This is a genomic window from Streptomyces sp. E2N166, from assembly GCF_003671715.1.
In the GTDB taxonomy this organism is placed as follows: domain Bacteria; phylum Actinomycetota; class Actinomycetes; order Streptomycetales; family Streptomycetaceae; genus Streptomyces; species Streptomyces thinghirensis.
In genome coordinates this window covers 687405-712346 of sequence record NZ_RAIF01000012.1, presented here as the reverse complement: position 1 = coordinate 712346, position 24942 = coordinate 687405, and the positions used below count along the sequence as shown (strand labels likewise).

The window sequence follows — 24942 nt, the reverse complement described above, 5'->3', positions numbered from 1 at the left end:
CGGCGCCGGTGCCGTCGGTGTCCTGGTCCGGACGGACGGCCACGGCGGCGGGGGCGGTGCCGCCGGCCCCGGTGCTCGTGCCTCCGGCCCCGGCCCCGGTCCCGGTGGGCTCCGAGCCCTTGCCCGCCGCGCCGTCGTCCTCCGGCGTCACCGACCCCCGCGCCCACAGCTTCCGCCCGCCGAACAGCACGAACAGCACGCTCGCGATGACGAGGTTGGCGATCAGCGAGGCGAGGAAGAGGGTGACCTCGCTGCCGGGCAGGCCCTCGCGCTCGACGATGCCGTTGACGATCGAGCCGTAGATGCTGATCGGCGAGAAACCGCCGGCCTGTGCGCCGTGCACCACCATCGTGCCCATCAGCAGTGGGCTGATCGCGTACCGGGTGGCGAAGCTCAGCGCGATCGGCGCGACGATCGCCACCGCGGCCGGGCTGACCGCGCCGATGGCCGTGAGCGCGCCGGTGAGCGCGAACATCACCCACGGGATCAGCGCGACCCGCCCCCGCACCAGCCGGACGGCGGCGTGCACCAGCCAGTCGGTGGTGCCGTTGGCCCGGGCGATCGCGAAGAGGTAGGTGACGCCGACGAGGACGACGAACAGGTCACCGGGGAAACCGGCGAAGATGCCGTCCGCGTCGAGGTCCGCGACGAGCGTGCCCACCCCGAAGGCGGCGGCGAAGGCGAGCGCGCCCATGTTGACGGAACGGGTCGTGGCGATGACGAACACCACGACGAGGACAAGGATCGAGATGAGTTCGGGGGACATGCGCGGGCTCCCGAGGGCTGACCTGACTGGCTCAGTGGCTGAGCCACTTGGACGGTGCGGTTGGCTGGTCAGCGTGGGCCCGCCCCGGTCCGCCGTCAAGGGGTCGCGCACGAATTGGCTCAGCCACTCGGCCACGCGCCGCCCGGTGTTACGCTCCGGGCGAGAGGGGGATCCCGTGACCGACGCCCTGCGCCCCATGACCAAGCAGCGCCTGTACGAACAGGTGCTGGAGCGGCTGCGCCAGTACGTCACCGACGGCGGCCTGCGGGCCGGCGACCGGCTCCCGCCCGAACGGGACCTCGCCCAGCGCCTCGGCGTCAGCCGGGCCTCGGTGAAGCAGGCGATCGTGGTCCTGGAGGTCCAGGGCCTGGTGGAGGCGCGGCACGGCGGCGGCACGTACCTGGTGCGGGACAGCCTCGACGTCGAGCCCGTCGAGGACATGGTCGAACGCCGGCGGCGGCTCCCGGACGTCCTGGAGGCCCGCGAGGCGCTGGAGACGAAGCTCGCCGAACTGGCCGCCGAGCGCCGCACGGAGGACGACCTGGCCGCGATGCGGTCCGCGCTGGCCGTGATGGCCGAGGAGATCGGGAGCGGCGGTCACGGCGTCGAGGGCGACCGCCTGTTCCACGCGGCGGTGACGGCCGCCGCGCACAGCAGCCTGCTCGCGGAGTTCATGCGCTCCATCGCCCACCAGATCGCCGAGAGCCGCACCGAGTCCCTGCGCCAGCCGGGCCGCCCCGGCCGTTCCCTGGCCCAGCACCAGGACATCCTGGACGCCGTCGCCGCCCGGCAGCCCCGGCAGGCCGCCACCGCGATGCGGCGCCACGTCCGCACGGTCGCCAAGGTCCGGCTGCTGGACTGGGACCCGGAAGAGGAACGGTAACCAAATGCCCCGTACATCCGTGAGGCCCCGAATAGCGCTCGTCACCTGCCGTCCCGGGCCCCACGTCAGCGAGGACCGCGACCTCCCGGTGCTCGTGCGGGCGCTGGAGGAGGCGGGGGCGCGGGCCTGTGCCGAGGTGTGGGACGACGACGGCGTCGACTGGGGGTCCTTCGACCTCGCGGTGATCCGCTCCACCTGGGACTACAGCTGGCGCGCGGACGAGTTCACGGCGTGGGCCGAGAAGTGCGGCCAGGTCACGCGGCTCGCCAACCCGGCCGGTGTCGTGCGGTGGAACACCGACAAGCGCTACCTCGGCGACCTCGCGGCGGCCGGCGTGCCCACCGTCCCCACCCGCTACACGGCTCCCGGTGAGGTGCCCGACCTGCCCGGCGGCCACGAGTACGTCGTCAAGCCCACCTCGGGCGCCGGGGCCCGTTTCGCCGCCCGCTACACACCCGACGAGCACGCCACCGCCGTACGGCAGGTGGAGCGGATGCACGCCGAGGGGTTCACGGCGATGGTGCAGCCGTACGTGCGCAGCATCGACACCGCCGGCGAGCGGGCTCTCCAGTTCTTCGGCGGGCGCCTGCTGCACGCCAGTCGCAAGGGCGCCGTCCTCACGCCGGGGACGCCGTACGACGAGCGCAAGGTCGCGCACCCCGGTCTGGAGCCCTGGGCCCCGGCCCCGGCCGAACTCGCCGTCGCCGAGAGCGCCCTGGCCGCCGTACCGGACGCCCCGGAGCTGCTGTACGCCCGCGTCGACCTGGTGGACGGGGAGGACGGACGGCCGCGGGTGATGGAGCTGGAGCTGGTCGAGCCGAACCTGTTCCTGTGGCTGCACGAGCGGTCGCTGCCGCGGGTGGTGGAGACGGTGCTCGACGCGGCTAGTGGTCGCTGACCGCCGTCCGCTGGAGCAGTCCCCAGGTGAACTCCGCGACCACGTCGTGGCGTTGCCCCCGCGCGTCCGGGGCGGTGAAGGCCAGCCCCCAGCGGGTGGGCGCCGAGCCCTGGAGCGGGCGGGCGGGGGCGAAGGCGCGGGCCGCCTCGTCGACCGTGCAGGACCAGGGCGTGAGGTCGTCCAGGGTGCGCAGCTCCGGCCCGTGGGCGCCGGGGGCGCGGACCAGCCACTCGTTCCACACGGCACCGTTGTCGGCCACGAGCACCTCGAAGCGCAGATCCGGCCAGAGCGGGAGCGCCCACTGCCGGGCCTCGCACTCCAGGTCGCCGATCCGGCGGGGCACCGCCGACTCGGGCTCACCCAGGACCGAGCGGATGCGGGCACCTCCCATGCCGTTCAGGCCATGGGGGAGGGAGGCCGCCGAACGGGAGCGCGGGGAGCGGAGCATCGCCTGCCAGCGTCTGTTGGCCTCCCGCATCTGAGCGAGGGAGGCGCCCAGCTCCCTGCGGGCGTCCTCCACGAGGCCGGGGTTGTGGTCGGCCATGCGGCGCAGCAGGACGAGCTGGAAGTCGCGCGGGGTGAACGGGCCGGCGGGCTGCTTTCCGGCGGACGCTGGCGTGGGCATGGGCACCATCGTGGACCATGGACGGGGCGCACGCCCATTGCCCCGGCAAACGCGATATGAGTAGCCTGTGTTCGCTATTCCGATCGCCTGTTGAAATCTCGAACAAACCAAGGGAGGGGGCGGGACATGGGACGCCTCGTACCAGCCGTGACCCGGGCTCTCGACATACTGGAGCTCTTCCTCGACGGGGACGGCACGCTCTCCGCCCCCGACATCGTGCGCCGGCTCCAGCTGCCGCGCACCACCGTGCACGAACTGGTCACCACGCTCGCCGCCCGCAAGTACATCGTCCCCGTGGCCGGGCAGCCCGGACGGTACCGCCTCGGCGTGCGCCCGTACCAGCTCGGCGCACGCTACGCCGAGCACCTCGACCTCGCCGCCGAGGGCCAGCAGGTCGCCCGGGCCGTCGCCGAGACCTGCGACGAGACCGTGCACGTGGCGATCCTGGAGGACACCGACGTCATCTACATCGCCAAGGTCGACTCCACGCACGCGGTGCGCATGGTGTCGGCGGCCGGCCGCCGGCTGCCCGCCCACTGCACCTCCGTCGGCAAGATGCTGCTGGCCTCCCTGCCCGAGCAGGAGGTCGCCGCGCGCTTCCCCGACGGCGCCGAGCTGACCGCGATGACCCCGAACAGCATCACCGAGCCGGCCGCCCTGCGCGAGGCCCTGGCCGGGATCCGCGGGCGGGGCATCGCGGTGGAGAGCCGCGAGTCCAACCCGGACGTCTCCTGCGTGGCCGCCCCGGTCCGCGACCGCACCGGCCGGGTCGTCGCCGCGCTGTCCATCTCCGTGCCCATGATCCGCTGGAGCGAGGAGCGCCTCGGCGAGCTGGAGCAGCTCGCCGTCAAGGGCGCCGCCGACCTCTCCGAGCGACTCGGCCACCGGAGCGCGGCATGACGAAGCACGGTACGACGCCGACCGGGACGGCGTACGACGTGGCCGTCCGGGCGGAGGCGTCCCTCGGCGAGGGGCCCACCTGGGACCCGGTGGCGGGCCGCCTCCTGTGGATCGACATCCTGAACGCCCGCGTCCACACCTACGACCCGGCCACCGGCCGGCGCACGGTCCGCCGCACCGACCAGCACGTGGGCGCCGTCAAGCCCCGCGCGGGCGGCGGCCTCGTCCTCAACCTGCGGGACGGGATCGGTCTGCTCGACCCCGACGACACCTTCCGCTGGCTGCACCGGGAGGTCGTCCCCGGCCGCCGCGCCAACGACGCCGCCGTCGCTCCCGACGGCACGCTGTGGGCCGGCACCATGCGCTACGACGAGGCACCCGGCGGCGGTTCGCTGTCCCGGGTCACCGGGGACGGCACGGTCGAGGTCCTCCTCGGCGACGTGGCGGTGAGCAACGGCACCGGCTGGAGTCCCGACGGGCGGCTGATGTACTACGTCGACTCGCCGACCCGCCGTATCGACGTCTTCGACGTCCTCGGGGACGCGGACTCCGGTACCGGGGAAGGCCGGATCACGGGACGCCGGGCCCTGGCCACGATCGAGGACGGCGCCGGTTTCCCGGACGGCCTGTGTGTCGACGCCGAGGGCTGCGTGTGGGTCGCCCTGTGGGACGGCGGCGCGGTACGCCGGTACACCCCGTCCGGTGACCTGGACCGGGTGATCCCCCTCCCCGTTCCCCGGGTCACGGCCTGCGCCTTCGGCGGCCCCGGCCTGACCGACCTGTACGTCACCACCGCCCGGGTGGGGCTGACGGCCCCGCATCCGCTGGCCGGCTCGGTGCTGGTGGTGCCGGGCGCGGGCCGGGGAGTGGCCCAGCCGGCGTTCGCGGGCTGAGCGCGAGGCCGCCGGGGCGGGGGCGGACGCCGGTGCGCGTCCGCCTGTCCCCTCACACCCCCGTGCGGTCCAGCCCTCGGAGCACCTCCCGCTCACCCGGGGTCAGCGGCGGCCCGGTCAGCGGGGCGAGCGGGGAGCCGACGAGGGCGGCCAGGACCGCGCCGGGGTGGAACATGCGGGTCGGGGGCGTGCGCATGCTGGTGACGTCCCAGATCGCCGAGGCCGCCGCGAAGGAGCCCGCGGCCGCCCTCGTCATGCGCCGCGTGTAGGCCGTCACGACACGGTCGGCGGCCCCCGGCCGTCCGCCGCGCACTCCCGGGTAGAGGACGTCCTGGCCGACGGCCATGGACCACGCCGGGTCCGCCGAGCGCGCCGCACCCCGCAGCACCCGCCGGGCGAGACCGGGCGCGCCGAGATGTCCGGCCCGCTCCAGCTCCCGGCCGAGGACCCGCGCGCCGAACGCGGCCACCGACATGCCGTGCCCGTAAGCCGGGTTGAAGGTGGCCAGCGCGTCGCCCAGGACGACGAGACCGTCGGGCCACCGGGCGGACTTCTCCAGGTACCGCCGGACATTGCTGGTCGACCGGCTCAGATGCACGTCGGTGAGCGGTTCCGCGCCGGAGATCAGCCGCCCCACGATCGGGTCCGGCAGGCCGAGCGTGTACCGCAGGAAGCCCTCCGGGTCCGCCGGCGGCTCACCGCCTCGCGTGCCGCCGCAGCTGACCATCCACCGGTCGTCCTCGATCGGCAGGACCATCGCGCTCCGCCCCGGCCGGGACACGTACGGGTCGGACTGCACGATCGTCAGCGGAAACCGCTCCGCGCCCTCCGGAACCCGGTAGACGCGCGTCGCGTTGACCAGCCCGGAGTCCACGGTGCGCTCCCGGACAGCGGAAAGACCGAGCCCGTCGAGCCAGGTGACGACCCGGGTGCCGCGCCCGCTCGCGTCGACGACGAAGTCCGCGTCGAGATCCGTGTCCCCGCCGACGGCCGCGACGCGCACGCCCCGCACCCGGCCGGCGGACCCGGTCAGGCCCACCGCCACCGCCTTGCGGACCTCGACCGGGCAGTGTTCCAGCACCGCCGCCCGCACCGTCCAGTCCAGCAGTGCCCGGCTGCACGTGAGCATGACGGGCCCCTCGCGCCGCCACCGCCGCAGCCAGCCCTCGGGCGTGCGGGCCAGCATGCCCGAGCTGAGGGATATCTCGTGGGCCCCGGCGGCGAGCAGCCGCTTGCGCAGGCTCACGCCCGGCACCAGCTCCTCCATGGCGGCCAGCCCGCCGGCCATGAGCAGATGCGCGTGCCGCCCCTGCGGCAGCCCACGGCGGTGTTCCGGCCCCTCGGGCAGCTCGTCGCGGTCCAGCACGATCACCTCGTCCACGCCCGCGGTGGACAGTACGGACGCGGCCAGCATCCCGGCCAGGCCGGCACCGATGACGACAGCTCTACGCGACATGGGGCTCCTCGGGTTCAGCCATGGGTCCGGTCATGGAAGACGGCACCGCTCCGCCGGACGCGGCGGGCGGACGTTCGAGCGCCTGCGCCAGCTCCACCAGTCCGCTCGGGCCGGACACCTCGGTGGCGTGCAGACGGTAGGTACCGGCGGTCTCGGGCGGTTCCTCGCCGGTGACGGCCCGGCGCGCGGCGTCGGCGAGCATGGCCGCCTCCGCCGCCAGCCGGGCCTCGTGGGGGGAGCGGCCGGCGCCCAGGGCGGTGTCCCGCACCCGCACCCGGACCCGGTGGTCGAAGTACGGCGCGAGCGTGAGCAGGGCGTCGTGGATGGACACCTCACGCCACTGGAGCCGGGCCTGGGGGAGCTGCCACCAGGCGGTCGGCGGCTTTGGGGCGGTCGACACCGACTCGACCAGGGACCACAGCGGATCCAGCCGCCGGTAGTCGCCCAGCCCCCGCCAGTGGTCGATCACGGGCGGCAGCAGTCTGGGCAGCACGAACCCGGCCGAGCACAGCAGCGCGGCCAGCGACGCCATCGGCGGGGCCACGGTGGTGGACAGGAAGTCGAGGTCGTGACCCGACCAGCGGGCGACGACCGCCGTGTACTTGGTCAGCTGGAACCCCACCACGTCCAGCAGCGCCCCCAGCAGGATCAGCCGCAGTCCGGCCCGCAGCAGGCCGCCCACCTCGCGGCCCCACTTGACGCAGACGGCGCACATGACGAGCATCGCCGCGCTGTGCCCGATCAGGTACAGCAGGATCATCTCCCGCATGTACGGGGTGCCGGCGTAGTACGTGTCGAGGTCGGTCAGCCGCTCGGTGTCCGCGTCGGCGAGCGTGAACAGCACGACGATGGCGACCACCAGGAGGCCGTAGGCGGCCATGCAGCGCAGCACCATGCGCCGCACCCGCTCGCGGGAACCGCCCCGCCAGTTGATCAGCAGCACGAGCACGGAGCAGCTGTACGCGGAGAGCATCCCGTAGGTCAGCGGGGCCCCGAAGTTGGGGACGCCGGTGAGTTCGTTCACGGTGGCCAGGGTGGCCGGGGCGGCGCAGACGAAGACCAGGGCGCCGAGGACGACCGCCATGCTGGTGGACAGGGTCAGCGGGTTCCGCATGGCCGTGCGCGGGCGGCGGAACAGCAGGACGGAGGTCATCCCGAACACGACGGCCGCCAGATACACGACGAGACTCATACCGGCAGACTCCTCTCGCGCGGGGCCCGGTTCACGCGGTCCCCGCCGTGGTCCTGCCGCTCGGCACGGCGACGGGGGCCGGCGGCAGCGGCGCCGTACCGGCCAGCACGTCGGCGATCCGGCCGAGGGTGGCCGGGCCCGGCACCCGGCCGGGGAGCGGACCGGTGCCGCCGGGAAGCGGGGCATTCCCCTCCGGTTCAGCCTCGTGCCGCACCGCTGCGACGATCACCGCCGCCCAGGCGTCGGCGTCGGCACGTTCCGGATCACCCGTCGTCGCCAGCACACCGGCGCGGGTCCGGTCGTACAGGTCCCGGTCGAAGTACGCGTCCAGGTGGCCGAGCGCGTTGTGGACGCTGGTCTGGCGCCACATCAGCCGGGTGGCGGGGGAGGCGAACCGGGGCCGGGGCAGCCGCAGCGCCCGGCGGGTGAGCAGGTCGTCCAGCGCCCGCTCCAGGGGTTCGAGCCGGGCGTACGTCCGCCGGGCCCGCCGCCACTCGGTCACCCGGGGCGTCACCAGCGGGACCAGCACCCCGACGACCATCAGCAGGGCACCGAGACCGGCGGCGGCCGGGGAGAAGGCGGTGTCGAGCGCCGACCAGTCCCGCCCGGACCAGCTGGCGCCCACCGCGACCAGCTTGGCGACGCTGTAGCCGGCGCCGCACAGCGAACCGACGCCGAGCAGTGTCAGGCCCGCCCGCAGCCCGCCCCGCACCCGGCGTGCCCAGCGCAGCGACGACACCGTGGTGACGGTCACCGCGATGAGGTGCGCGACCAGGTACAGCACGATCATCTGGGCGATGAACGGGGTCGTCGCGTAGTAGGTGTCCAGGTCGGTGCGGCGCTCCACGGGCGCGTCGCCGAGGGCGAAGGTCACCGCGATGCCGAGGACCACGGCGGCGTAGGCGAGCCTCCAGCGGCGCGCCGTGCGGTGCACCCGGGGCCCGCCGCGCCAGTGGACGACGAGGACCTGGGAGGCGGCGCAGTACCCGGTGATCGCCGCGTAGGTGAGCGGGGCCGCGAGGTTCGGCACACCGCTCAGCCGGTTGACGGCGCCGACCGTCGGAGGTGCCCCGAGCAGGAAGCAGAGCCCGGCCAGCCCCAGCACGGCGCAGATGGCGCGCAGATACGGATCGCGGCGGTGGCGCAACAGATCGGGGGCCTTCACCAGCAGACCGAGCCAGAGCACCCCGCAGCTGACGTAGTTGATCAGCCCGTTCATCTCGTCGTCCCGCGGTAGTTGAGCGCGGCCCCGATGCGTCCGGCGAGGTCCTGGGGGTCGTCGGGTTCGCCGCCCTCCGCGGCGAACACCGAGTCGGTGGAGGCCTCCAGCCAGGTACGCAGCCGACGGCCCATCAGCATGCCGAAGCGGTCCGCCTCCTGCTCCTCGGCCAGGGAGAAGTCGGTGCGCGCGGCGACCGGCCGGGGCTGCTCACCGGCGGCGGCCGGGCCGGCGTCCGCCTGACGGCGGCTCATGTGCCACACCTCGTGGCAGAGGATCACGATCTGGTGCCACACGGCGGCGCGCTCGTCCACCACCACGTCGTCGTGGCTCTCGCGCTCCAGCCACAGTCCGCTCGCGGTGTGCGGCGGGAACGCCGCACGGTGGACGACCACGTCGCGTCCCCGCCAGGCGCTGACGGAGGCGACCAGCGCGTCGAACAGGACTTCGGGGTCCGCCGGGACCGGCACCCGGATGGGGTCGATGAGGGCGTCAGCGAGACGACGCATCTCCTTCCTGGTACGCACCGCTGTCTCCCTGTTCCCCTGGTTGTTGCTCGGTCACCTGTGCAATATGCCAAGACGGGTGCCGTCCGGGCCAGTTCCGCGTGCGGCACGGTCACTCGGTGACCGCCGCGGTGTCCTCGGGTGCCGCGGCGCGGGCGCGGATCTCCCGGAGCAGGTCGGGGTGGCGCAGGGCGCGCGAGAGCGCCCCGATCTCGCGGAGCAGGTCCGTGGTGTCGGGGTCGCGGGTGCCGTCGCCGTCGTCCGCGCGGGGCCCGGCGTCGACAGCGTCGAGGACCACCACCGCCGAGGCGAGCGCCTTCGCCCGCGCCGGGGGGAAGCCGAGGCCGAGGGCCGCGGCGTACGACCGCTCGCCCAGCCGTTCGTCGGTGCGCCGGGCCAGCGGCAGCAGGACGTCGCGGATGAAGGTCTCGCGGCGGGTCAGGCGCAGCTCGGGGCTGGCGCGCAGGACGAACGGGACTCCGGAACCGTTCACGGTCCGCGTCAGCCGGTACAGCGGACGCAGCCGGCGGTGGGCCAGGCGGATCCGCCACCGCTCGTGCAGGTACTGCCCGGCGTGCGGCAGGATGAAGCCGACCGCGATCGACACCGCGGACAGACAGGCCAGGGCCGGGGCCACGTCCAGGCTGAGCCAGTCCAGGTCGTTGCCGGTCCAGCGGGCCGTGACGGCGGTGAGTTTGGCGGCGTCGAAGGCCAGGTTCAGCGCGTAGCCGACGCCCAGGAACCGCAGCCCCCAGCGCAGCCAGGCGTCGAATCCGCCGGTGCGTATCCAGTTCCAGATCAGCTTCGAGGTGATGAGCACGGCGGTGGTGTGCGCGACGAGGTAGAGCAGGATCTCCTCGCGCATGAACGGCGTGTTGGCGTAGTACGTGTCCAGGTCCCGGGTGCGCTCCACGGGCACGTCGGCGAGGGCGAACAGCACCCAGAGCGCGACGATCACGCTGCCGTAGGCGAAGACGACCCAGCGCGTGGCCCGGCGCGTCGGCGCGGAGCGCTCGGACAGCCCGTCGCGCCAGGCGATGATCAGCACCAGACAGGAGCCGCAGAAGGCGGTGAGCAGCGAATACACCCAGGGCGCCGAGATGTTGGGCACGCCGGTGACGCGGTTGACCCAGACGATGGTCGAGGGCGCGACGAACACGAACACCGCGCAGGCGAGCAGCAGCAGGCCGCCGACCGCGCGCAGCAGCGGGTCCTTCCAGAGCCGGATGATCGTCGGCACTTTTATCGCCAGGGCGGCGGCCAGGACGGCGGCCGGGACCCACCAGAAGGACGTGTAGAACTCGCTGAGGAACGAGGCCGGACCCATGGCCGCGTCCGCGGACTCCATCTTCGCCCTCCACCCCCGCCGGTACTCGCCGTCGTGTCCAAGGACGTTCGAGCCTACGCGGCTGGATGTGTCCGCGTCATGCGATGGGAGAGCGCGGAAAGCCGGGCCCCGAGTTCTTGTCCGAACCATTGACGCGCCGACGTTGCCCACCTACGGTCCCGTTCGAAGTTACGAGCGCTATTCGATATCTCGAACAACTCAGAACAGATAGGGCAGGGCATGGGACGACCTGGCCTGGATCGCAGGCACTTTCTGGCCGCGACGGGCGGCCTGACGGTCGCGGGCAGCTTCGGCTTCGCGGCCATGGGTACGGGCGCCGACGCGCTCGCCTCCGGCGCGGACACCCGCGTGAGCTACTGGAACCTCTTCAGTGGCGGCGACGGCTACAACATGATCGCGATGCTGGACTCCTTCCGTGAGGACACTCCGGGCATCGACGTGAAGGACTCCACCCTCCAGTGGGGCAGCCCCTTCTACACCAAGCTCGCCATGGCGGCCGCCGGCAACCGCGCACCCGACCTCGGCGTCATGCACCTGGGCCGCGTCACCGGCTTCTCGCCCGGCCGCCTCCTGGACCCCTGGGACGTCGGCCTGCTCGCCAAGTACGGCGTCAAGGAGGCGGACTTCAACCCCGAGCTGTGGAAGCGCGCCGTCATCGACGGCAAGCTCTACGCCCTCCCGCTCGACATCCACGTCCAGCTCTGCTTCTACCGCAAGGACGTGCTGAAGAAGGCGGGCCTGCTCGGCGCCGACGGGCGGATGGTGCCGGTGACGTCGACCGAGGAGTGGTTCGACGTGCTCAAGGAGGCCAGAAAGGCCACCAAGAAGGGCCTTCAGACCATCGGCCTGTGGCACAACGACCAGAACTTCCAGTGGTGGTTCTTCGTCGCGTTCTACACCCAGCTCGGCGGCACCTGGTTCAACGACGACAACACCGAGGTCACCTTCGACACCGACAAGGCCGGCCAGGTCCTGGAGTTCCTGCGCCGGCACGTCGCCGACGGTTACGCCGACCCCGGCTTCGGAGGCGGCGCGGGCGCCGAGCAGTTCGTCAACGGCGCCCCCTTCGCGTGGGAGGGCAACTGGTCGGTGCCGGTCTTCTCCGGCGCGAGGCTCGACTACGGCGCGGCCCCGCTGCCGCCCGTCTTCGGCAGGCGGGCCACCCACGCCGAGTCGCACTCCTTCGTACTCCCGCACCAGGCCGGCCGCGGCGGCGCCACCAACGAGGCCGCGCACCAACTGGCCGCCTACGTGGTCAAGCACGCCCAGCAATGGGCGGCGGGCGGACACATCCCCGCCTACACGCCGACCCTGTCCACGGCCGCGTACAAGGAGCTGCACCCGCAGAGCGAGTACGCCGGCGCGATGGACCACCAGGCCACCGAGCCCAAGGTGTGGTTCGCCGGCTCCACCGGCATCCTCGCCCAGCGCGTCGGTCCGATCGTCGTCTCCTCGACGATGGGCTCGTCGAAACCCGAGGCCGCCGCCCGCCGGATGAAGGGCGCGCTCACCGACCTGCTCGGCACGAAGAACCCCATGGACGGCAAGACCGCCGCGCAGGGAGGTGCGGGCGCATGACGACGACCAGCGCTGAAACGATCATCCGCCCGGCGCGGGCCAGGACCGCCGCGGAGAGCGCCACCGTGCGACGCAGGCAGGGCTTCCAGCACGGCGGCTGGTTCGTCGCCCCCTTCCTCGCCCTGTTCGCGCTCTTCGTCGTCTGGCCCCTGCTGCGCGGCCTCTACCTCAGCTTCACGGACGCCAACATCTCCGGCGACGGCGCGAACTTCATCGGCCTGGACAACTACAGCGAGGCGCTCCGAGACCCCCTGATGTGGGACGCGCTCGGCCACAGCGCGTACTTCACGCTGCTCGTGGTGCCCTGCATCACGGTCCTCGCCTTCCTCCTCGCGATGCTCGCCCACCACATCGAGCGCGGCAAGTGGCTGTGGCGGCTCTGCTTCTTCATGCCGTTCCTGCTGCCGTCCACCGTCGCCGCCAACCTGTGGCAGTGGCTGTTCAACCCCGGCACCGGCATGATCAACCATGTCTTCGGCATCGAGACGCCGTGGCTGACCGACAAGTCGTACGCGCTGCTCGCGGTCGTCATCACCACCCTGTGGTGGACGGTCGGCTTCAGCTTCCTGCTCTACCTCGCCGCGCTCCAGGGCATCCCGCTGCACCTCTACGAGGCCGCCACGCTGGACGGCGCGAACGCCTGGCACCGCATGGTCCACATCACGCTGCCGATGCTGCGCAACATCACCGGTCTCGTCGTCGCCCTGCAGATCCTCGCCTCGCTCCAGGTCTTCGACCAGGCCGTGGTGATGCAGGACTTCGGGCCGGGCCCGGAGGAATCGACCCGCACCTTCGTGCAGTACACCCTCGAACAGGGCTTCACCAGCTACCGCGTGGGCTATGCCTCCGCGATCTCCATCATCTTCTTCGTGCTCATCGCGGCCGTCGCCCTCGCCCGGATGTGGCTGCTGCGCAACCGTGAGGAGGGCGGCCGATGACCACCGCCGCTGCGCCGACGCGCACCGAATCCCGCAGGCCCTGGTCGGCCGGCCAGATCGTGCTCACCCTCCTCGGCACGGCCGTCTCCGCGCTCTTCCTGGCGCCGCTCGCCTGGGCGCTGTTCACCTCGCTCAAGTCGGAGACCGAGGCCGTCGAGGTACCGACGCACTGGCTGCCCGAGGACTGGACGGGCCAGGCGTGGACGGCCCTCTTCGAGACCGGCAACATCACCAACTGGTTCGTCAACTCCCTGGTCGTGTCGGTCTGCGTGACCACGGTCGTGCTGCTGGTCAGCGCCCTGGCCGGATACGGCTTCGCCCGCACCGAGTTCCGGGGCAAGGGCCTTTTGATGGGCGCGGTCATGGCCGGCCTCATGGTCTCCCCGGCCGTGCTCGGCGTCCCCCTGTTCACCACCGTCCAGCAGATGGGGATGGTCGACACCTACTGGGGCATGATCCTGCCGCAGTGCGCGCCCGCCGCGATGGTCTACATCCTCTACAAGTTCTTCCAGGGCATCCCGCGCGAACTGGAGGAGGCCGCCTTCATCGACGGCGCGGGCCGCTGGCGGGTCTTCTTCACCATCATCGTGCCGCTCTCCCGCCCCTCCCTCGCGGCGGTCGGCATCTTCACCTTCATCAGCTCGTGGAACAACTTCCTGTGGCCCTACATGGTGACCAACAACCCCGACCTGATGACCATGCCGAACGGCATCGCGACCGTCATGAACTCCTACGGCATCCAGTGGGCCCAGCTCATGGCCGGCGGCCTCATGGCCGGCCTGCCGCTCATCATCGTCTTCGTCTTCTTCCAGCGGCAGATCGTGGCGGGCGTCGCCCACACGGGATTGGCGGGACAGTGAGCGTGCGGAAAACCCTCGCCGCCGTGGCGACGGCATCCCTGATGGCCCTGCTGCCGAACGCGGCTCAGGCGGCGGAGAGTTACCCGGACCCGCGCCCCATCACGGGCCAGGAGATCATCCACGACCCCACCGTCATGCCGCTGCGGGGCGGCGGCTACGTCGCCTACTCCACCGGTGGCGTCATCGGCGCCCGCCTCTCCGAGGACGGCAGGCACTGGGACGACGCGGGCAACGCCTTCGCGAAGCCGCCGGGCTGGTGGTACGAGTACAACGACACCGGCGACCCGTGGGCCCCCGACCTCTCCTACCGCGCCGGCCGCTACTGGCTCTACTACGCCGTCTCCTCCTGGGGCACCAACCACTCCGCGATCGGCGTCGCCACCTCCCGCACGGGCCTGCCCGGCACCTGGACCGACCACGGCAAGGTCTTCTCCTCCGAGACGACCGACACCTGGAACGCCATCGACCCGGCGGTCATCCAGGCCGACGGCCGCCTGTGGATGTCCTTCGGGTCGTACTGGAGCGGCATCCGCATGGTCGAGCTGGACCCGCGCACCGGCAAGGCCGCCCGGGACGCGGAGGTCCACCACCTCGCCACCCGTCCGGACGAGCCGTACGCCGTCGAGGGCCCGGCCATCGTCAAGCACGGCCGCCACTACTACCTGTTCGCCTCGTACGACGCGTGCTGCTCGGGCGTGAACAGCACGTACAAGATCAAGGTCGGCAGGGCCACGGACATCAAGGGCCCCTACGTCGACAGCACCGGCACCCCCATGCTCCAGGGCGGCGGCGACCTCCTCCTGGAGGGCCACGGCCGCCACATCGGCACGGGCGGCCAGTCCGTCCACCGCGACCGGGGACGGGACTGGCTGGCGTACCACTACTACGACGCCGAGGACGAAGGCACGCCCAAGCTCGGGCTGAACGCCTTGACCTGGACCAAGGACGGCTGGCCGAAGGTCTCCTAGGGGCACGGCCGGCCACAACGAACCCGCGGACACACGCGAACCTCTGGAAAGGCAGACATGCGAACCGCCCGCTTCACCCTCGACCCCGCCTTCACCGTCGGTGAGGTCAACCCCCGCCTCTTCGGCTCCTTCGTGGAACACCTCGGCCGCTGCGTGTACACCGGCATCTTCGAACCCGGCCATCCCACCGCCGACGAGGCCGGCCTGCGCCAGGACGTGCTCGACCTGGTCCGCGAACTCGGCGTCACCGCCATCCGCTACCCCGGCGGCAACTTCGTCTCCGGTTACAAGTGGGAGGACTCGGTCGGCCCGGTGGAGAACCGCCCCCGCCGCCTCGACCTGGCCTGGCGCTCCACGGAGACCAACCGCTTCGGCCTCTCCGAGTACATCGCCTTCCTCAAGAAGATCGGCCCCGAGGCCGAACCGATGATGGCGGTCAACCTCGGCACCCGAGGCGTCGCCGAGGCCCTGGAACTCCAGGAGTACGCCAACCACCCCGCCGGCACCGCGCTCTCCGACCTGCGCGCCGAGCACGGCGACAAGGACCCCTTCGGCATCCGGCTCTGGTGCCTGGGCAACGAGATGGACGGCCCCTGGCAGACCGGCCACAAGACCGCCGAGGAGTACGGCCGGGTCGCCGCCGAGACCGCCCGCGCCATGCGCCAGATCGACCCCGACCTCGAACTCGTCGCCTGCGGATCCTCCGGCCAGTCCATGGAGACCTTCGCCGAGTGGGAGGCGACGGTCCTGAAGGAGACGTACGACCTGGTCGACCACATCTCCCTGCACGCCTACTACGAGCCGTTCGACGGCGACATCGACTCCTTCCTCGCCTCGGCCGTGGACATGGAGTCGTTCATCGAGAACGTCGTCGCCACCTGCGACCACATCGGCGCCCGCCTCAAGTCCAAGAAGAGGATCAACCTCTCCTTCGACGAGTGGAACGTCTGGTACATGGCCAAGACCCAGGCCGAGGTCAGCGCCCTGGACTGGCCGGAGGCGCCCCGCCTGCTGGAGGACAACTACAGCGTCACCGACGCCGTGGTCTTCGGGTCGCTCCTCATCGCCCTGCTGCGGCACGCCGACCGCGTCACCGTCGCCTGCCTCGCCCAGCTCGTCAACGTCATCGCCCCGATCATGACCGAGCCGGGCGGCCCGGCCTGGCGCCAGACGACGTTCTTCCCGTTCGCGCAGGCCTCGAAGTACGGCCGGGGCGAGGTCCTCGACGTCCGGGTGGACTCGCCGACGTACGAGACGAAGAAGTACGGCGAGGCCGACCTGCTGCACGCCACCGCCGTGCGCGCGGACGACGGCTCGGTCACCGTCTTCGCCGTCAACCGCTCCCGCACCGAGTCGCTGCCGCTCGACGTCTCCCTGAGCGGCCTGGACCTGACCGAGGTCGTCGAGCACAGCGCCCTCGCGGACGCCGACCCGGACGCCCGCAACACGCTCGCCGAGCCCGAGCGGGTCGCCCCGCACCCGGTCGAGGGCACGACCGTGGCGGACGGCAGGCTGACCGCCTCCCTGGAGCCGCTCTCCTGGAACGTGATCCGGCTGCGCTGAGGCGGGCCGGGGTCAGCCGCGGCGCCGGCCGGGGGAGGCGACGGGTTTCACCGGCACCCCTCCGGCCGCGCTGCCCAGCAGTTCCAGCCTGGGCGCCCCCGGTCCCGGCACCGCCTCGCCGTCGGCCAGGACGGCGAGGGCCAGGGTGTTGGCGGCGGCGCGGGTGCGCAGGATGCCGTTCGGCAGGACGAAGGTGTGCGGTGCGCCCGTGGGGTCGCTGCCGGCGTACTCGCCCATGTTCCAGCCGTTCAGGAAGACCTGGACGCGGTGGTCGCGGTCCGGGCCGCCGTCGAGGACGAGGCCGACCGAGGCGTCGACGTCGGGCGGGACGTCCAGCCGGAAGGTGGTCCGGTACCAGGTCACACCCTGGCGCCGGTCCGCTCGGGAGAAGGACGCCGGGGACACGGACTCCCAGCCGCCGTCGTCGTACCCGGGCAGATGCCAGCCCCACCGCTCCCCGTACAGCCCGCCGTTGTTGAGCGGCCCGCGCACGGGGTCGGGTGCGGCGGCGCCCCGGATCCGCCACTCCACCCGCGGCGACGCCCCTTCGAAGGCGGCCGAGGTCAGCCCGCGGGCGGCCTTGTAGGCGTCCTGGCCGTGCTGGGTGCGCCGGACCAGGACGGACAGCACGGCGGCGGCCTCGGGGTTCGCCCGCGACTTCTGCCGTAGCGCCGAGCGCAGCTCTCCGGGCAGGCGGAAAGCGGCCGTGGCGGTCCACGTGCCCTCGCCGCCGTCGTCCCCCCGGTCCATGCGGTGGGTGCCCAGCGGCTCCCCGTCCAGCCAGGCCATCAGCATCCCGCGCGCGCCCGTGCTGTAGGCGAGGGACACCGACTCCAGGTCCGCGGCGCCGGTGAGCCGGCCCCGGTACCAGACGTCGCCGTAGTGGAAGCCGTAGTCGTCGGCGAAGAGCACGGGCTGCCCGTCGGGCACGGGGGTGGTGCTGTGCGACGTCCGCCGGTCGGTGACCGTCCACCCCGAGTCGTCGTAGCCGGGCCCGGACTCCGGGTTCTCGGTGCGGCGCCGCCAGCCGTCGAGCGCGGGCAGCACCAGCCCGGGCACGCCGGGCAGCGGCCAGACGGCCATCAGGCTCTGGGCGCGGCCGACGGACGCCTGGACCGGCTCGCCGTTCCAGGTGACGTGGGTGATGCCGCGCGGCGCCCACACTTCGAGGCCGCACTCCTCGACGGTGTCGCCGGTCAGCCGGATCGTGGCGCCGTCCAGGGCGACGTCGCGCAACAGCGCCGGGCCGTGCACGAGGACCCGGCCCGACGGGGTCTCGTACGGCCACAGCCGCAGCGAGGCGGCGTCGTCGGCGACGAGCAGGATCAAGGTGCGGTCGGACTCGCCGCTGCGCACCCGCAGCCGGGTCACCCGGTCCTCCCCGAGGGGCACCGTGATGTGCAGTTTCCCGTGGTCGTACGCCCAGGCGGCCTCCTCGTCCAGCCGGGTCGGCCACGGCTCGTGCGGGCAGTCCAGCACCAGGTGCGCCGACTCGCCGGCCCGGCCCACGAAGGCGGCGATGTCCAGCCGCCCGACGCTCAGGGACATCATGGGCTGCACGGTGGCGTAGGCCAGTTTCCGGCCCGCTCCCAGGTGGAGCCCGGTGGCGAACAGCTTGGCGTCCCGGGCGGGGACGGTGACCTCCACGTCGGTGCCGCCCATCGGCAGCGTCGACGTGACGTCGGTCGCGGAGTCGTTGCGCGCGACGTACGCGTGGGTGCCGGTGTCCGGGTTGGCCAGGTGCCGCACCTTGATGCGGGCGTCCGCGGCCCTGACCTCGGGGGCCTCGTCCAGCCGGGTGAAGTCGGGGACGTGGCGCAGCAGCTGGCCGAGCTGGTGGAGCGGGGCGAGCTCGGCCGTCGGCCGGCGCGCCTCGTCGATCGCCGCGGTGGGGTCGTACGTGGGCGTCGGCGCGGACGGCGCGGGCAGCCACCCCCACGAGGTGCCGCCGAACGCCGTGTGGACGTTGTGCAGCGTGACGCCGCGCGCGAGGTGGTCCAGGTGGACCCGGCGCGCCTCGGCGGCGTCCCGGGTCCGCTCCGCCTCGCCCCAGGCCACCGGGGTGTCGGCGTGCAGGAGGGGCACGTCGATGCCGTCGGCGCGGAGCTTTTGGTGCAGGCGGGTCAGGCCGGCGCGCCGGCGGGCGTCGACCTGGTAGAGCAGGACGGTGCCGGTGCCGTGGGTGTACTGGTGCCGGGCGGCGACGGCGTTGACGCGGCTCAGCCACTCGTCGGCGTGGCGCAGATAGGCGGGGTCGAGCGTCCGGGCCGTGCCCTCGGTGGCCGTCAGCCAGCCGGGCAGGCCGCCCGCGTCCACGTCCGCGCCGATGTACGGGCCCGGCCGGAGGACGACGTACATGCGGGTCTCGGCGGCCGTGCGAAGGAACAGGTCCAGGTCCCGGACGCCGGAGAAGTCGTACTCGCCGGGGGAGGGGGAGTGCTGGTTCCAGGCGAGGCGGACGCTGACCGCGTTGTAGCCGTAGGCGCGCATCTTCTGCAGCACGTCCCGCCACAGGGACGGGCTGGGCAGCCGGAACGGGTGCATCTCGCCGGACCACAGCGCCAGGCGTCTGCCGTCCACCAGCAGGGAGTACCGGTCCAGGGCGACCCAATGGCGCACCCCGTCGGCGCCGGGTGGTCCGGGCGGCGGCCCGGTGGGCACGGGGCCGCGAGCGCCGGAACGGGGCAGCGCCTGGCTGCTCACGCTGCCGCCGAGCGTGAGACCGAGGACGGTGGTGCCCGCGAGGGCGCTGAACGCTCGTCTGCTGAGCCTGCTGAGCTCCAAGGGAGCCTCTCCTGTTGCTGTACTTCTGGTGCCGCGCTGCCGGGCCATTCTCCACAACCGGACCGGCGTGCGTTAAATGGCCGGAGTGCGACCTGTTCGCGTCCCGCGGGGGTGCATACGATGCGACCGCCTCGTGAATGACATGTGCACAACAGATGTGCAGGTCATTCAACTACATCCACCCCCCACTGACCGGGATGGGAGACCCATGGCCACCGGCCTGCTCCTGAGCGGCACGATCGCCGCGCTCCTCACCTCCGCGCTGCCCGCGCAGCACCAGCCCTCCGGCGGATTCGAGGACCCGCCGCCGGACAAGATCGTCATCAAGGTCGCCACGGTGAACGGCTCCGGCTGCCCGCAGGGCACGGCGGCGGTGGCCGTCTCGGAGGACAACACCGCCTTCACCGTCACCTACAGCGACTACCTCGCCCAGGCGGGCGGCGACTCCGCGCCCACCGCATTCCGCAAGAACTGCCAGCTCAACCTGCTCGTCCACGTCCCGCAGGGCTTCACCTACGCCGTGGCCAGCGCGGACTACCGCGGCTTCGCCGCCCTCCAGTCCGGCGCCAAGGGCACCCAGCGGGCCTCGTACTACTTCCAGGGCTCCCCGAACACCGAGTACCGCACCCATCCCTTCAGCGGCCCGCTCAACGACAACTGGCAGGCCACCGACACCACCGACTGGGCCCAGCTGGTCTGGGCGCCCTGCGGAGTGCAGCGCAACTTCAACATCAACACGGAGCTGCGGGTGAGCACGGGGACGTCCGACCCCGAAGAGGTGAGCTTCATGACGATGGACTCCACCGACGGGGACATCAGCACGGTGTACCACCTGGCGTGGAAGGAGTGCCCCGAGTCCTGACCGGTGACCGACGGAGGGCGTGACCGCGGTCGCCGGAACCGGGCGATCCCGGCCACGCCCGTCCGCGGGTGAGGCAGACGGCGCGGACTTGTTCGAAGGAGGCCACGGTCTTCCCCCGGTTGACGGCGTACGTGCGCGGTGGAGTCCGCGCGTGCGTTGATCCTCCGGGGGCGGCCGGGCGCCGCCGCGGACGGTACGGGCGACGGTTGACGTGTCCGCGCGGCGCCGTCTGTCCACGCGGGCCGAGGCGGGTGGCCCGCGCGGCCGGGCACGGGGCGGTGCCGGACGCGGAGGGCGAGGGCCTGGACCAGATGCGCCCGGAGCGGGGCGAGGACGCGAGCCGGGTCACGACCCGGACGGCCGGCACAGCAGCGGCTTGTCCAGCTCCGAGCAGGGGCGGTGGCCCTGGGATCGGATGATGTCCTTGCCGACCTCGTTGGCGAGGTAGCGCAGGAAGCCCGCGGCGATCGAGTCCGCCGGGGGTTCGCCGTAGGTGTAGGCGATCTCCGTCTGCCAGTACGGGTAGGCGCCCTCGTCGGCGCCCTCCAGCGTCGCCGGGTAGCCGTCGATGCGGACCAGGCGCACGTCGTCGCGGGCGGTGGCGGCGCCGACCTCGCTGTGACCGATGGCACCGGGGACCGAGGCCACGGTGTCCAGCAGGCCGGGGGTGCCGCCGACCTCGCAGCGGCCGGGCGCGTTCGTGTCCAGACTCCTGCAGTCGTTGGCGGTGGTCGCGAGCAGGGGCCTGCCTTCCAGGACCTGCTCCTGGAGCGTGGTGCGGGTGCCGGAGCCCGGGTTGCGGCTGACGAGCTGGACGGGCAGGTCTTTGCCCCGCACCTGCTTCCAATTGGTGATCTTCCCGGCGTAGATCTCCCGGACCTGCTCCAGCGACAGGTCCCGGACGCCGGTGCCCTTGTCGACCACCAGGGTGAACAAGGACAGGGCCACCGGTCTGGGCAGCAGTTGCGGGCGGCCGTCGGACTTGGGGCCGTCGCTGAACGACAGCCGGTTGCCCAGTCCTCGGCCATCCTCCGACCCGGCCTTGTCGCCTGCCGCGGCGAGGGTGTCCAGTCCCGGGACGCTGCCCTTGAAGGAGTTCTCGGTGAGCGGGATACGGGCGCCCGTACAGGTCTTCGTGTACTGCTCGGCGGCGCGCTCCAGGACCGGCTGGAACGCCGTCGAGCCCGTCAGGTGCAGCGTCCCCTCGGCGCAGTCCAGCGGCGCGGCCACGGCGTCCTCGCCCCGCGTGAACGTGGACACGGACTGGGTGACGCTCACCAGGACCAGCACGGCGAGCAGCCAGCGGACCGGCCGGGACGCGAAGGGGTAGTACTCGGTCCTCTTGATGGTCCCGCCGCGCACCCCGCCGACGACGCCCGCGGTGACCTCCGGATCGGGGAAGTCGGTCTCGGTGAAGTCCGGTACGCGGTCCAGAACCGCCAGCACCTTGTAGTGCGCCCGGCGGTTGAGCTTCACCTTGGGCAGCCTGATGACACCGTCCGTGGCCCCGAGGCCCGGCGTTCCCGGTACGAAGAAGTCGCGCAGTACGGTGTGGCTGCACTCCGTCACGACCATGCCGACGACGCGGCGGCCCGGGAACGCCGCGCGTATGCCCACCGCGTCGTTGGCGGGGGCCACGTAGTCCTCCTCGACTATCGGGGTCCAGCCGACGTTCTCGATGCGCAGCAGGACCACCGACGGGTCGCGCAAATCGGCGCCGTCCCACTGCATGCGCTGGAGCACCCCGGCCTCGGGTCCGGAGGAAGTGGCCGAGTCCCGGGCGCTGGTGTCCATCTGGACTCGGTAGCCGAGCCGTTTGCGGCCCGAGAGGAAGAACTCCCACAGGGCGGCGGTCACGGGCACGGCGAGGCCGAGCACCGCGATGACCGACTCCCACGGAACACCGTTCATGACCGACTCCCGACTTCCGGCCTCCGACTCGGGGCGGACGCACATCGATGGGGAGGGCCATGTTGTCGCGGCGGGGATCGGGCGGCCGGGGCCGTGCCGAGCATCCGTCAGGTATTCATCGGTGCGTCACCTGTGAAGCGTGGTGTTTTCCGGGTGTTGGTTGCCGTTGCTGCGCGGGCCATTGACTCGCAAGGGGTTCGATTCTACGTTCCCGTCCGAAAAGACGATCGGTGTTCGAAATACAGAACAGGAGCGTCCCCTGTGAGCCGCAAGAGAATCGCCCTCCTCGCCCTCCCCGCCGCCGCGCTGCTGGCCCTCGTCCCCACCACGGCGTCGGCCTACCCCAACCCCGGCCGGGTCACCGGCTCCGTCGTCACGCACGACCCGACGATGATCCGTACCTCGTCCGGGCAGTACCAGCTCTACGCCACCGGCGGCGGCATCAGCAGCAAGACGTCCGTCGACCGCACCGCCTTCTCCGCCGGCGCCGACGCCTTCGGGTCCCGGCCGGGCTGGTGGTCCCGGTACTCCTCGGTGCCGGAGGCCTGGGCGCCCGACATCTCGTACCACGGCGGCAAGTACCTGATGTACTACTCCGTCTCGAAGTTCGGTTCCAACACCTCCGCCATCGGTCTCGCCGGCTCCGCCACGGGGCAGCCGGGCAGCTGGAGCGACTACGGCGTCGTCTACACCTCCAGCTCCTCCAGCGACTACAACGCCATCGACCCCAACCTCTTCGTCGACGACGACGGCAAGTGGTGGCTGTCCTTCGGCAGCTGGTGGACCGGCATCAAGATGATCCGGATCGACCCGTCCACCGGGAAGCAGCACGCCTCCGACACCGCCCGCCGCTCCCTGGCCTCCCGCCCGTCGGGGACCAAGGCCGTCGAGGCGCCCTACATCGTCAAGCGGAACGGGTACTACTACCTCTTCGCCTCGTACGACACCTGCTGTGCCGGCACCAGCTCCACGTACAAGGTCAAGGTCGGCCGGGCGACCAGCGTCACCGGGCCGTACTACGACAGGAACGGCGTCTCGATGATGAACAACGGCGGGACGCCCGTGCTCGAGTCGCACGGCAGCGTCATCGGCCCCGGCGGCCAGTCGATCATGAACGACGTCGACGGCGACCTGATCGTCTACCACTACTACGACGGCAACGACAACGGCACCCCCAAGCTCGGCATCAACCTCCTGAACTGGAGCAGCGGATGGCCCGTCGCCTACTGACCCTGCTGGCCGCCCTGCTGCTCGCCCTCTCGCTCGGGCAGCCCTCCGCGAGCGCGGCCACCTTCGCCAACCCGGTCAAGGCGCAGAAGGGCGCCGACCCCTGGATCACCCACCACGACGGCGACTACTACATGGTGTCGACGAGCTGGACCGACGTCATCACCATCCGTAGGTCGTCCACCCTCGGCGGGCTCGCCACCGCGCCCAGCGTCCAGGTCTGGCAGGGTGACGCGGCGTCCCGGTGCTGCAACATCTGGGCGCCCGAACTGCACTACCTGAACGGCCGCTGGTACCTGTACTACGTCGCCGGGCAGAACGTCTCCGACTACAACCCGACCCAGCGCAGCCACGTCCTGGAGAGCGCCGGGTCCGATCCCATGGGCCCGTACACCTACCGGGGACAGCTCAACTCCGCCTGGATGCTCGACCCCACGGTGGCGACGATCAACGGTCGGCTGTACCTCTTCGGCAGCACGCACAGCGGGACCCAGAACATCGTCGCCGCGCGGATGTCGAACCCGTACACGGTCTCCTCCTCCTTCACCACCGTCTCCACTCCGTCGTACGGCTGGGAACGCTCGGGCGCTGCGGTCAACGAGGGGCCGGAGGTCCTCCAGCGGGGCGGCCGGACCTTCCTCGTCTACTCCGCCAGCGGCTGCTGGACCCCCGACTACAAGCTGGGGCAGCTCGAACTGACCGGGTCCGATCCGGTCTCCGCGTCCTCCTGGACGAAGAAGCCGACGCCGCTCTTCCAGCGCAGTGACGGCAACGGCGTATACGGACCCGGGCACAACGGCTTCTTCACCTCGCCCGACGGCTCCGAGAGCTGGATCGTCTACCATGCCAACGACGCCGCCTCGGAGGGCTGCGACAACGGGCGTACGGCGCGGGCGCAGAAGTTCACCTGGAACGCCGACGGCACCCCGGACCTCGGCACCCCCGTCCGGCTCGGGGCGAGCATGCCCGGGCCCTCGGGCGAGCCGGCGGCCGTCTCGACCACTTACACGGTCACCAACCGCAACAGCGGCAAGTGTCTGGACGTGGCCGGGAGTTCACCGGCGGACGGGGCCGACGTGGTGCAGTACTCCTGCAACGGCGGCGCCAACCAGCGCTGGCGCCTGGAGGATCTCGGGGACGACACCCACCGGCTGGTGAACGTGGCCACAGGGAAGGTGCTGGACACCGCCGACTGCTCGGCCGCCGACGGGGCCGACCTGCGGCAGTGGTCCTGGCTGAACAACACCTGCCAGCGGTTCCGGTTCCTCGCGACCGACGGCGGTCACGTCCGGATCGTCAACCAGGCCACCGGCAAGGTCGCCGACGTCGCGGACTGCTCGACGGCGGACTCCGCCGACGTGCGGCAGTGGTCGTGGCTGAACAACGCCTGCCAGCAGTGGCGGCTGAACCCGGTCTGAAGCGGCGTCCGCACCCTCACCCCGTCCGGCTCATGCCCGCCGCGTTCGGCCAGCCCTGCGGCCCGGGCCGGCCCGTCGCCGGGACCGACTCCAGGCCGTTGGTACCTCTGACCTGGGCAGCGGTGAGACCGCCGTGGGCCGGGACGC

Annotated in this window: 21 protein-coding genes; 12 read left to right on the top strand and 9 right to left on the bottom strand. The window is 72.2% G+C overall.

Annotation, left to right across the window (positions count from 1 at the left end):
- Window positions 1–766: SLC13 family permease (locus EBH09_RS38800; protein ID WP_274595134.1), on the bottom strand; the 766-nt coding region annotated here is incomplete at its 3' end.
- Between the two features lie 175 nt (window positions 767–941).
- Between EBH09_RS38800 and EBH09_RS11010 the strand changes: the two genes are divergently transcribed.
- Both EBH09_RS11010 and EBH09_RS11005 read left to right on the top strand, forming a co-directional pair.
- Window positions 942–1649, top strand: a complete 708-nt coding sequence (locus EBH09_RS11010) for a FadR/GntR family transcriptional regulator (RefSeq protein ID WP_121746811.1) — start codon at window positions 942–944, stop codon at window positions 1647–1649.
- Window positions 1650–1653: 4 nt separating this feature from the next.
- Window positions 1654–2547, top strand: a complete 894-nt coding sequence (locus EBH09_RS11005; protein ID WP_121746810.1) for a hypothetical protein — start codon at window positions 1654–1656, stop codon at window positions 2545–2547.
- Here the strand turns inward: EBH09_RS11005 and EBH09_RS11000 are convergent.
- Entirely contained in the window at window positions 2534–3181 is a 648-nt protein-coding gene (locus tag EBH09_RS11000) for a hypothetical protein (protein ID WP_193776233.1), read from the bottom strand. The two genes, EBH09_RS11005 and EBH09_RS11000, sit on opposite strands and share 14 nt — an antisense overlap.
- A gap of 117 nt (window positions 3182–3298) precedes the next feature.
- On the opposite strand from EBH09_RS11000, the gene EBH09_RS10995 reads away from it, so the two are divergent.
- Together EBH09_RS10995 and EBH09_RS10990 are read left to right on the top strand one after the other, a co-directional pair.
- Entirely contained in the window at window positions 3299–4072 is a 774-nt protein-coding gene (locus tag EBH09_RS10995; RefSeq protein WP_121746808.1) for an IclR family transcriptional regulator, read from the top strand.
- Window positions 4069–4965, top strand: coding sequence for an SMP-30/gluconolactonase/LRE family protein (locus tag EBH09_RS10990; RefSeq protein ID WP_121746807.1), 897 nt, complete (start codon window positions 4069–4071; stop codon window positions 4963–4965). Before EBH09_RS10995 ends, EBH09_RS10990 begins: the two co-directional genes overlap by 4 nt.
- A 52-nt stretch (window positions 4966–5017) precedes the next feature.
- On the opposite strand, the gene EBH09_RS10985 is transcribed toward EBH09_RS10990, so the two are convergent.
- The 5 genes from EBH09_RS10985 to EBH09_RS10965 form a co-directional block, all read right to left on the bottom strand.
- Window positions 5018–6421: an FAD-dependent monooxygenase gene (locus EBH09_RS10985; RefSeq protein WP_121746806.1), complete on the bottom strand. Its 1404-nt coding sequence runs from the start codon at window positions 6419–6421 to the stop codon at window positions 5018–5020.
- Window positions 6411–7613 (bottom strand): MAB_1171c family putative transporter, encoded by a 1203-nt coding sequence (locus EBH09_RS10980; RefSeq protein WP_121746805.1) that lies wholly within the window; start codon window positions 7611–7613, stop codon window positions 6411–6413. Before EBH09_RS10980 ends, EBH09_RS10985 begins: the two co-directional genes overlap by 11 nt.
- A gap of 31 nt (window positions 7614–7644) precedes the next feature.
- Window positions 7645–8832 carry an MAB_1171c family putative transporter gene (locus tag EBH09_RS10975; RefSeq protein ID WP_121746804.1) on the bottom strand — a complete coding sequence of 396 codons (1188 nt, stop codon included), beginning with the start codon at window positions 8830–8832 and terminating at the stop codon, window positions 7645–7647.
- Entirely contained in the window at window positions 8829–9359 is a 531-nt protein-coding gene (locus tag EBH09_RS10970) for a toxin (protein ID WP_121746803.1), read from the bottom strand. The genes EBH09_RS10975 and EBH09_RS10970 overlap by 4 nt, the downstream gene beginning before the upstream one ends.
- A 91-nt stretch (window positions 9360–9450) precedes the next feature.
- Window positions 9451–10686 (bottom strand): DUF6545 domain-containing protein, encoded by a 1236-nt coding sequence (locus tag EBH09_RS10965; RefSeq protein WP_121746802.1) that lies wholly within the window; start codon window positions 10684–10686, stop codon window positions 9451–9453.
- Between the two features lie 219 nt (window positions 10687–10905).
- On the opposite strand from EBH09_RS10965, the gene EBH09_RS10960 reads away from it, so the two are divergent.
- Genes EBH09_RS10960 through EBH09_RS10940 form a run of 5 tightly spaced genes read left to right on the top strand, consistent with a single transcriptional unit; the run spans window position 10906 to window position 16593 of the window.
- Window positions 10906–12264: an extracellular solute-binding protein gene (locus tag EBH09_RS10960; RefSeq protein WP_121746801.1), complete on the top strand. Its 1359-nt coding sequence runs from the start codon at window positions 10906–10908 to the stop codon at window positions 12262–12264.
- Complete coding sequence (locus EBH09_RS10955; protein ID WP_121746800.1) at window positions 12261–13202, top strand: sugar ABC transporter permease; 942 nt, start codon at window positions 12261–12263, stop codon at window positions 13200–13202. Before EBH09_RS10960 ends, EBH09_RS10955 begins: the two co-directional genes overlap by 4 nt.
- Window positions 13199–14062 carry a carbohydrate ABC transporter permease gene (locus tag EBH09_RS10950; RefSeq protein ID WP_121746799.1) on the top strand — a complete coding sequence of 288 codons (864 nt, stop codon included), beginning with the start codon at window positions 13199–13201 and terminating at the stop codon, window positions 14060–14062. The genes EBH09_RS10955 and EBH09_RS10950 overlap by 4 nt, the downstream gene beginning before the upstream one ends.
- A gap of 41 nt (window positions 14063–14103) precedes the next feature.
- The gene (locus EBH09_RS10945) at window positions 14104–15030 is read left to right on the top strand and encodes an arabinan endo-1,5-alpha-L-arabinosidase (RefSeq protein ID WP_121747344.1); all 927 of its coding nucleotides are present in this window, start codon (window positions 14104–14106) and stop codon (window positions 15028–15030) included.
- 57 nt (window positions 15031–15087) lie between these two features.
- Window positions 15088–16593: an alpha-N-arabinofuranosidase gene (locus EBH09_RS10940; protein WP_121746798.1), complete on the top strand. Its 1506-nt coding sequence runs from the start codon at window positions 15088–15090 to the stop codon at window positions 16591–16593.
- 12 nt (window positions 16594–16605) lie between these two features.
- Here the strand turns inward: EBH09_RS10940 and EBH09_RS10935 are convergent, their stop codons facing one another.
- Entirely contained in the window at window positions 16606–19377 is a 2772-nt protein-coding gene (locus EBH09_RS10935; protein WP_121746797.1) for a beta-galactosidase, read from the bottom strand.
- Window positions 19378–19585: 208 nt separating this feature from the next.
- Between EBH09_RS10935 and EBH09_RS10930 the strand changes: the two genes are divergently transcribed.
- On the top strand, window positions 19586–20239 hold the full coding sequence (locus EBH09_RS10930) for a DUF4360 domain-containing protein (protein ID WP_121746796.1): 654 nt from the start codon (window positions 19586–19588) through the stop codon (window positions 20237–20239).
- 345 nt (window positions 20240–20584) lie between these two features.
- Here EBH09_RS10930 and EBH09_RS10925 read toward each other — a convergent pair whose 3' ends face one another.
- Entirely contained in the window at window positions 20585–22150 is a 1566-nt protein-coding gene (locus tag EBH09_RS10925) for a substrate-binding domain-containing protein (RefSeq protein ID WP_121746795.1), read from the bottom strand.
- Window positions 22151–22411: 261 nt separating this feature from the next.
- On the opposite strand from EBH09_RS10925, the gene EBH09_RS10920 reads away from it, so the two are divergent.
- Window positions 22412–23380 carry an arabinan endo-1,5-alpha-L-arabinosidase gene (locus EBH09_RS10920; protein WP_121746794.1) on the top strand — a complete coding sequence of 323 codons (969 nt, stop codon included), beginning with the start codon at window positions 22412–22414 and terminating at the stop codon, window positions 23378–23380.
- On the top strand, window positions 23362–24795 hold the full coding sequence (locus tag EBH09_RS10915) for a family 43 glycosylhydrolase (RefSeq protein ID WP_121746793.1): 1434 nt from the start codon (window positions 23362–23364) through the stop codon (window positions 24793–24795). Before EBH09_RS10920 ends, EBH09_RS10915 begins: the two co-directional genes overlap by 19 nt.
- Window positions 24796–24942: the final 147 nt, after the last annotated feature.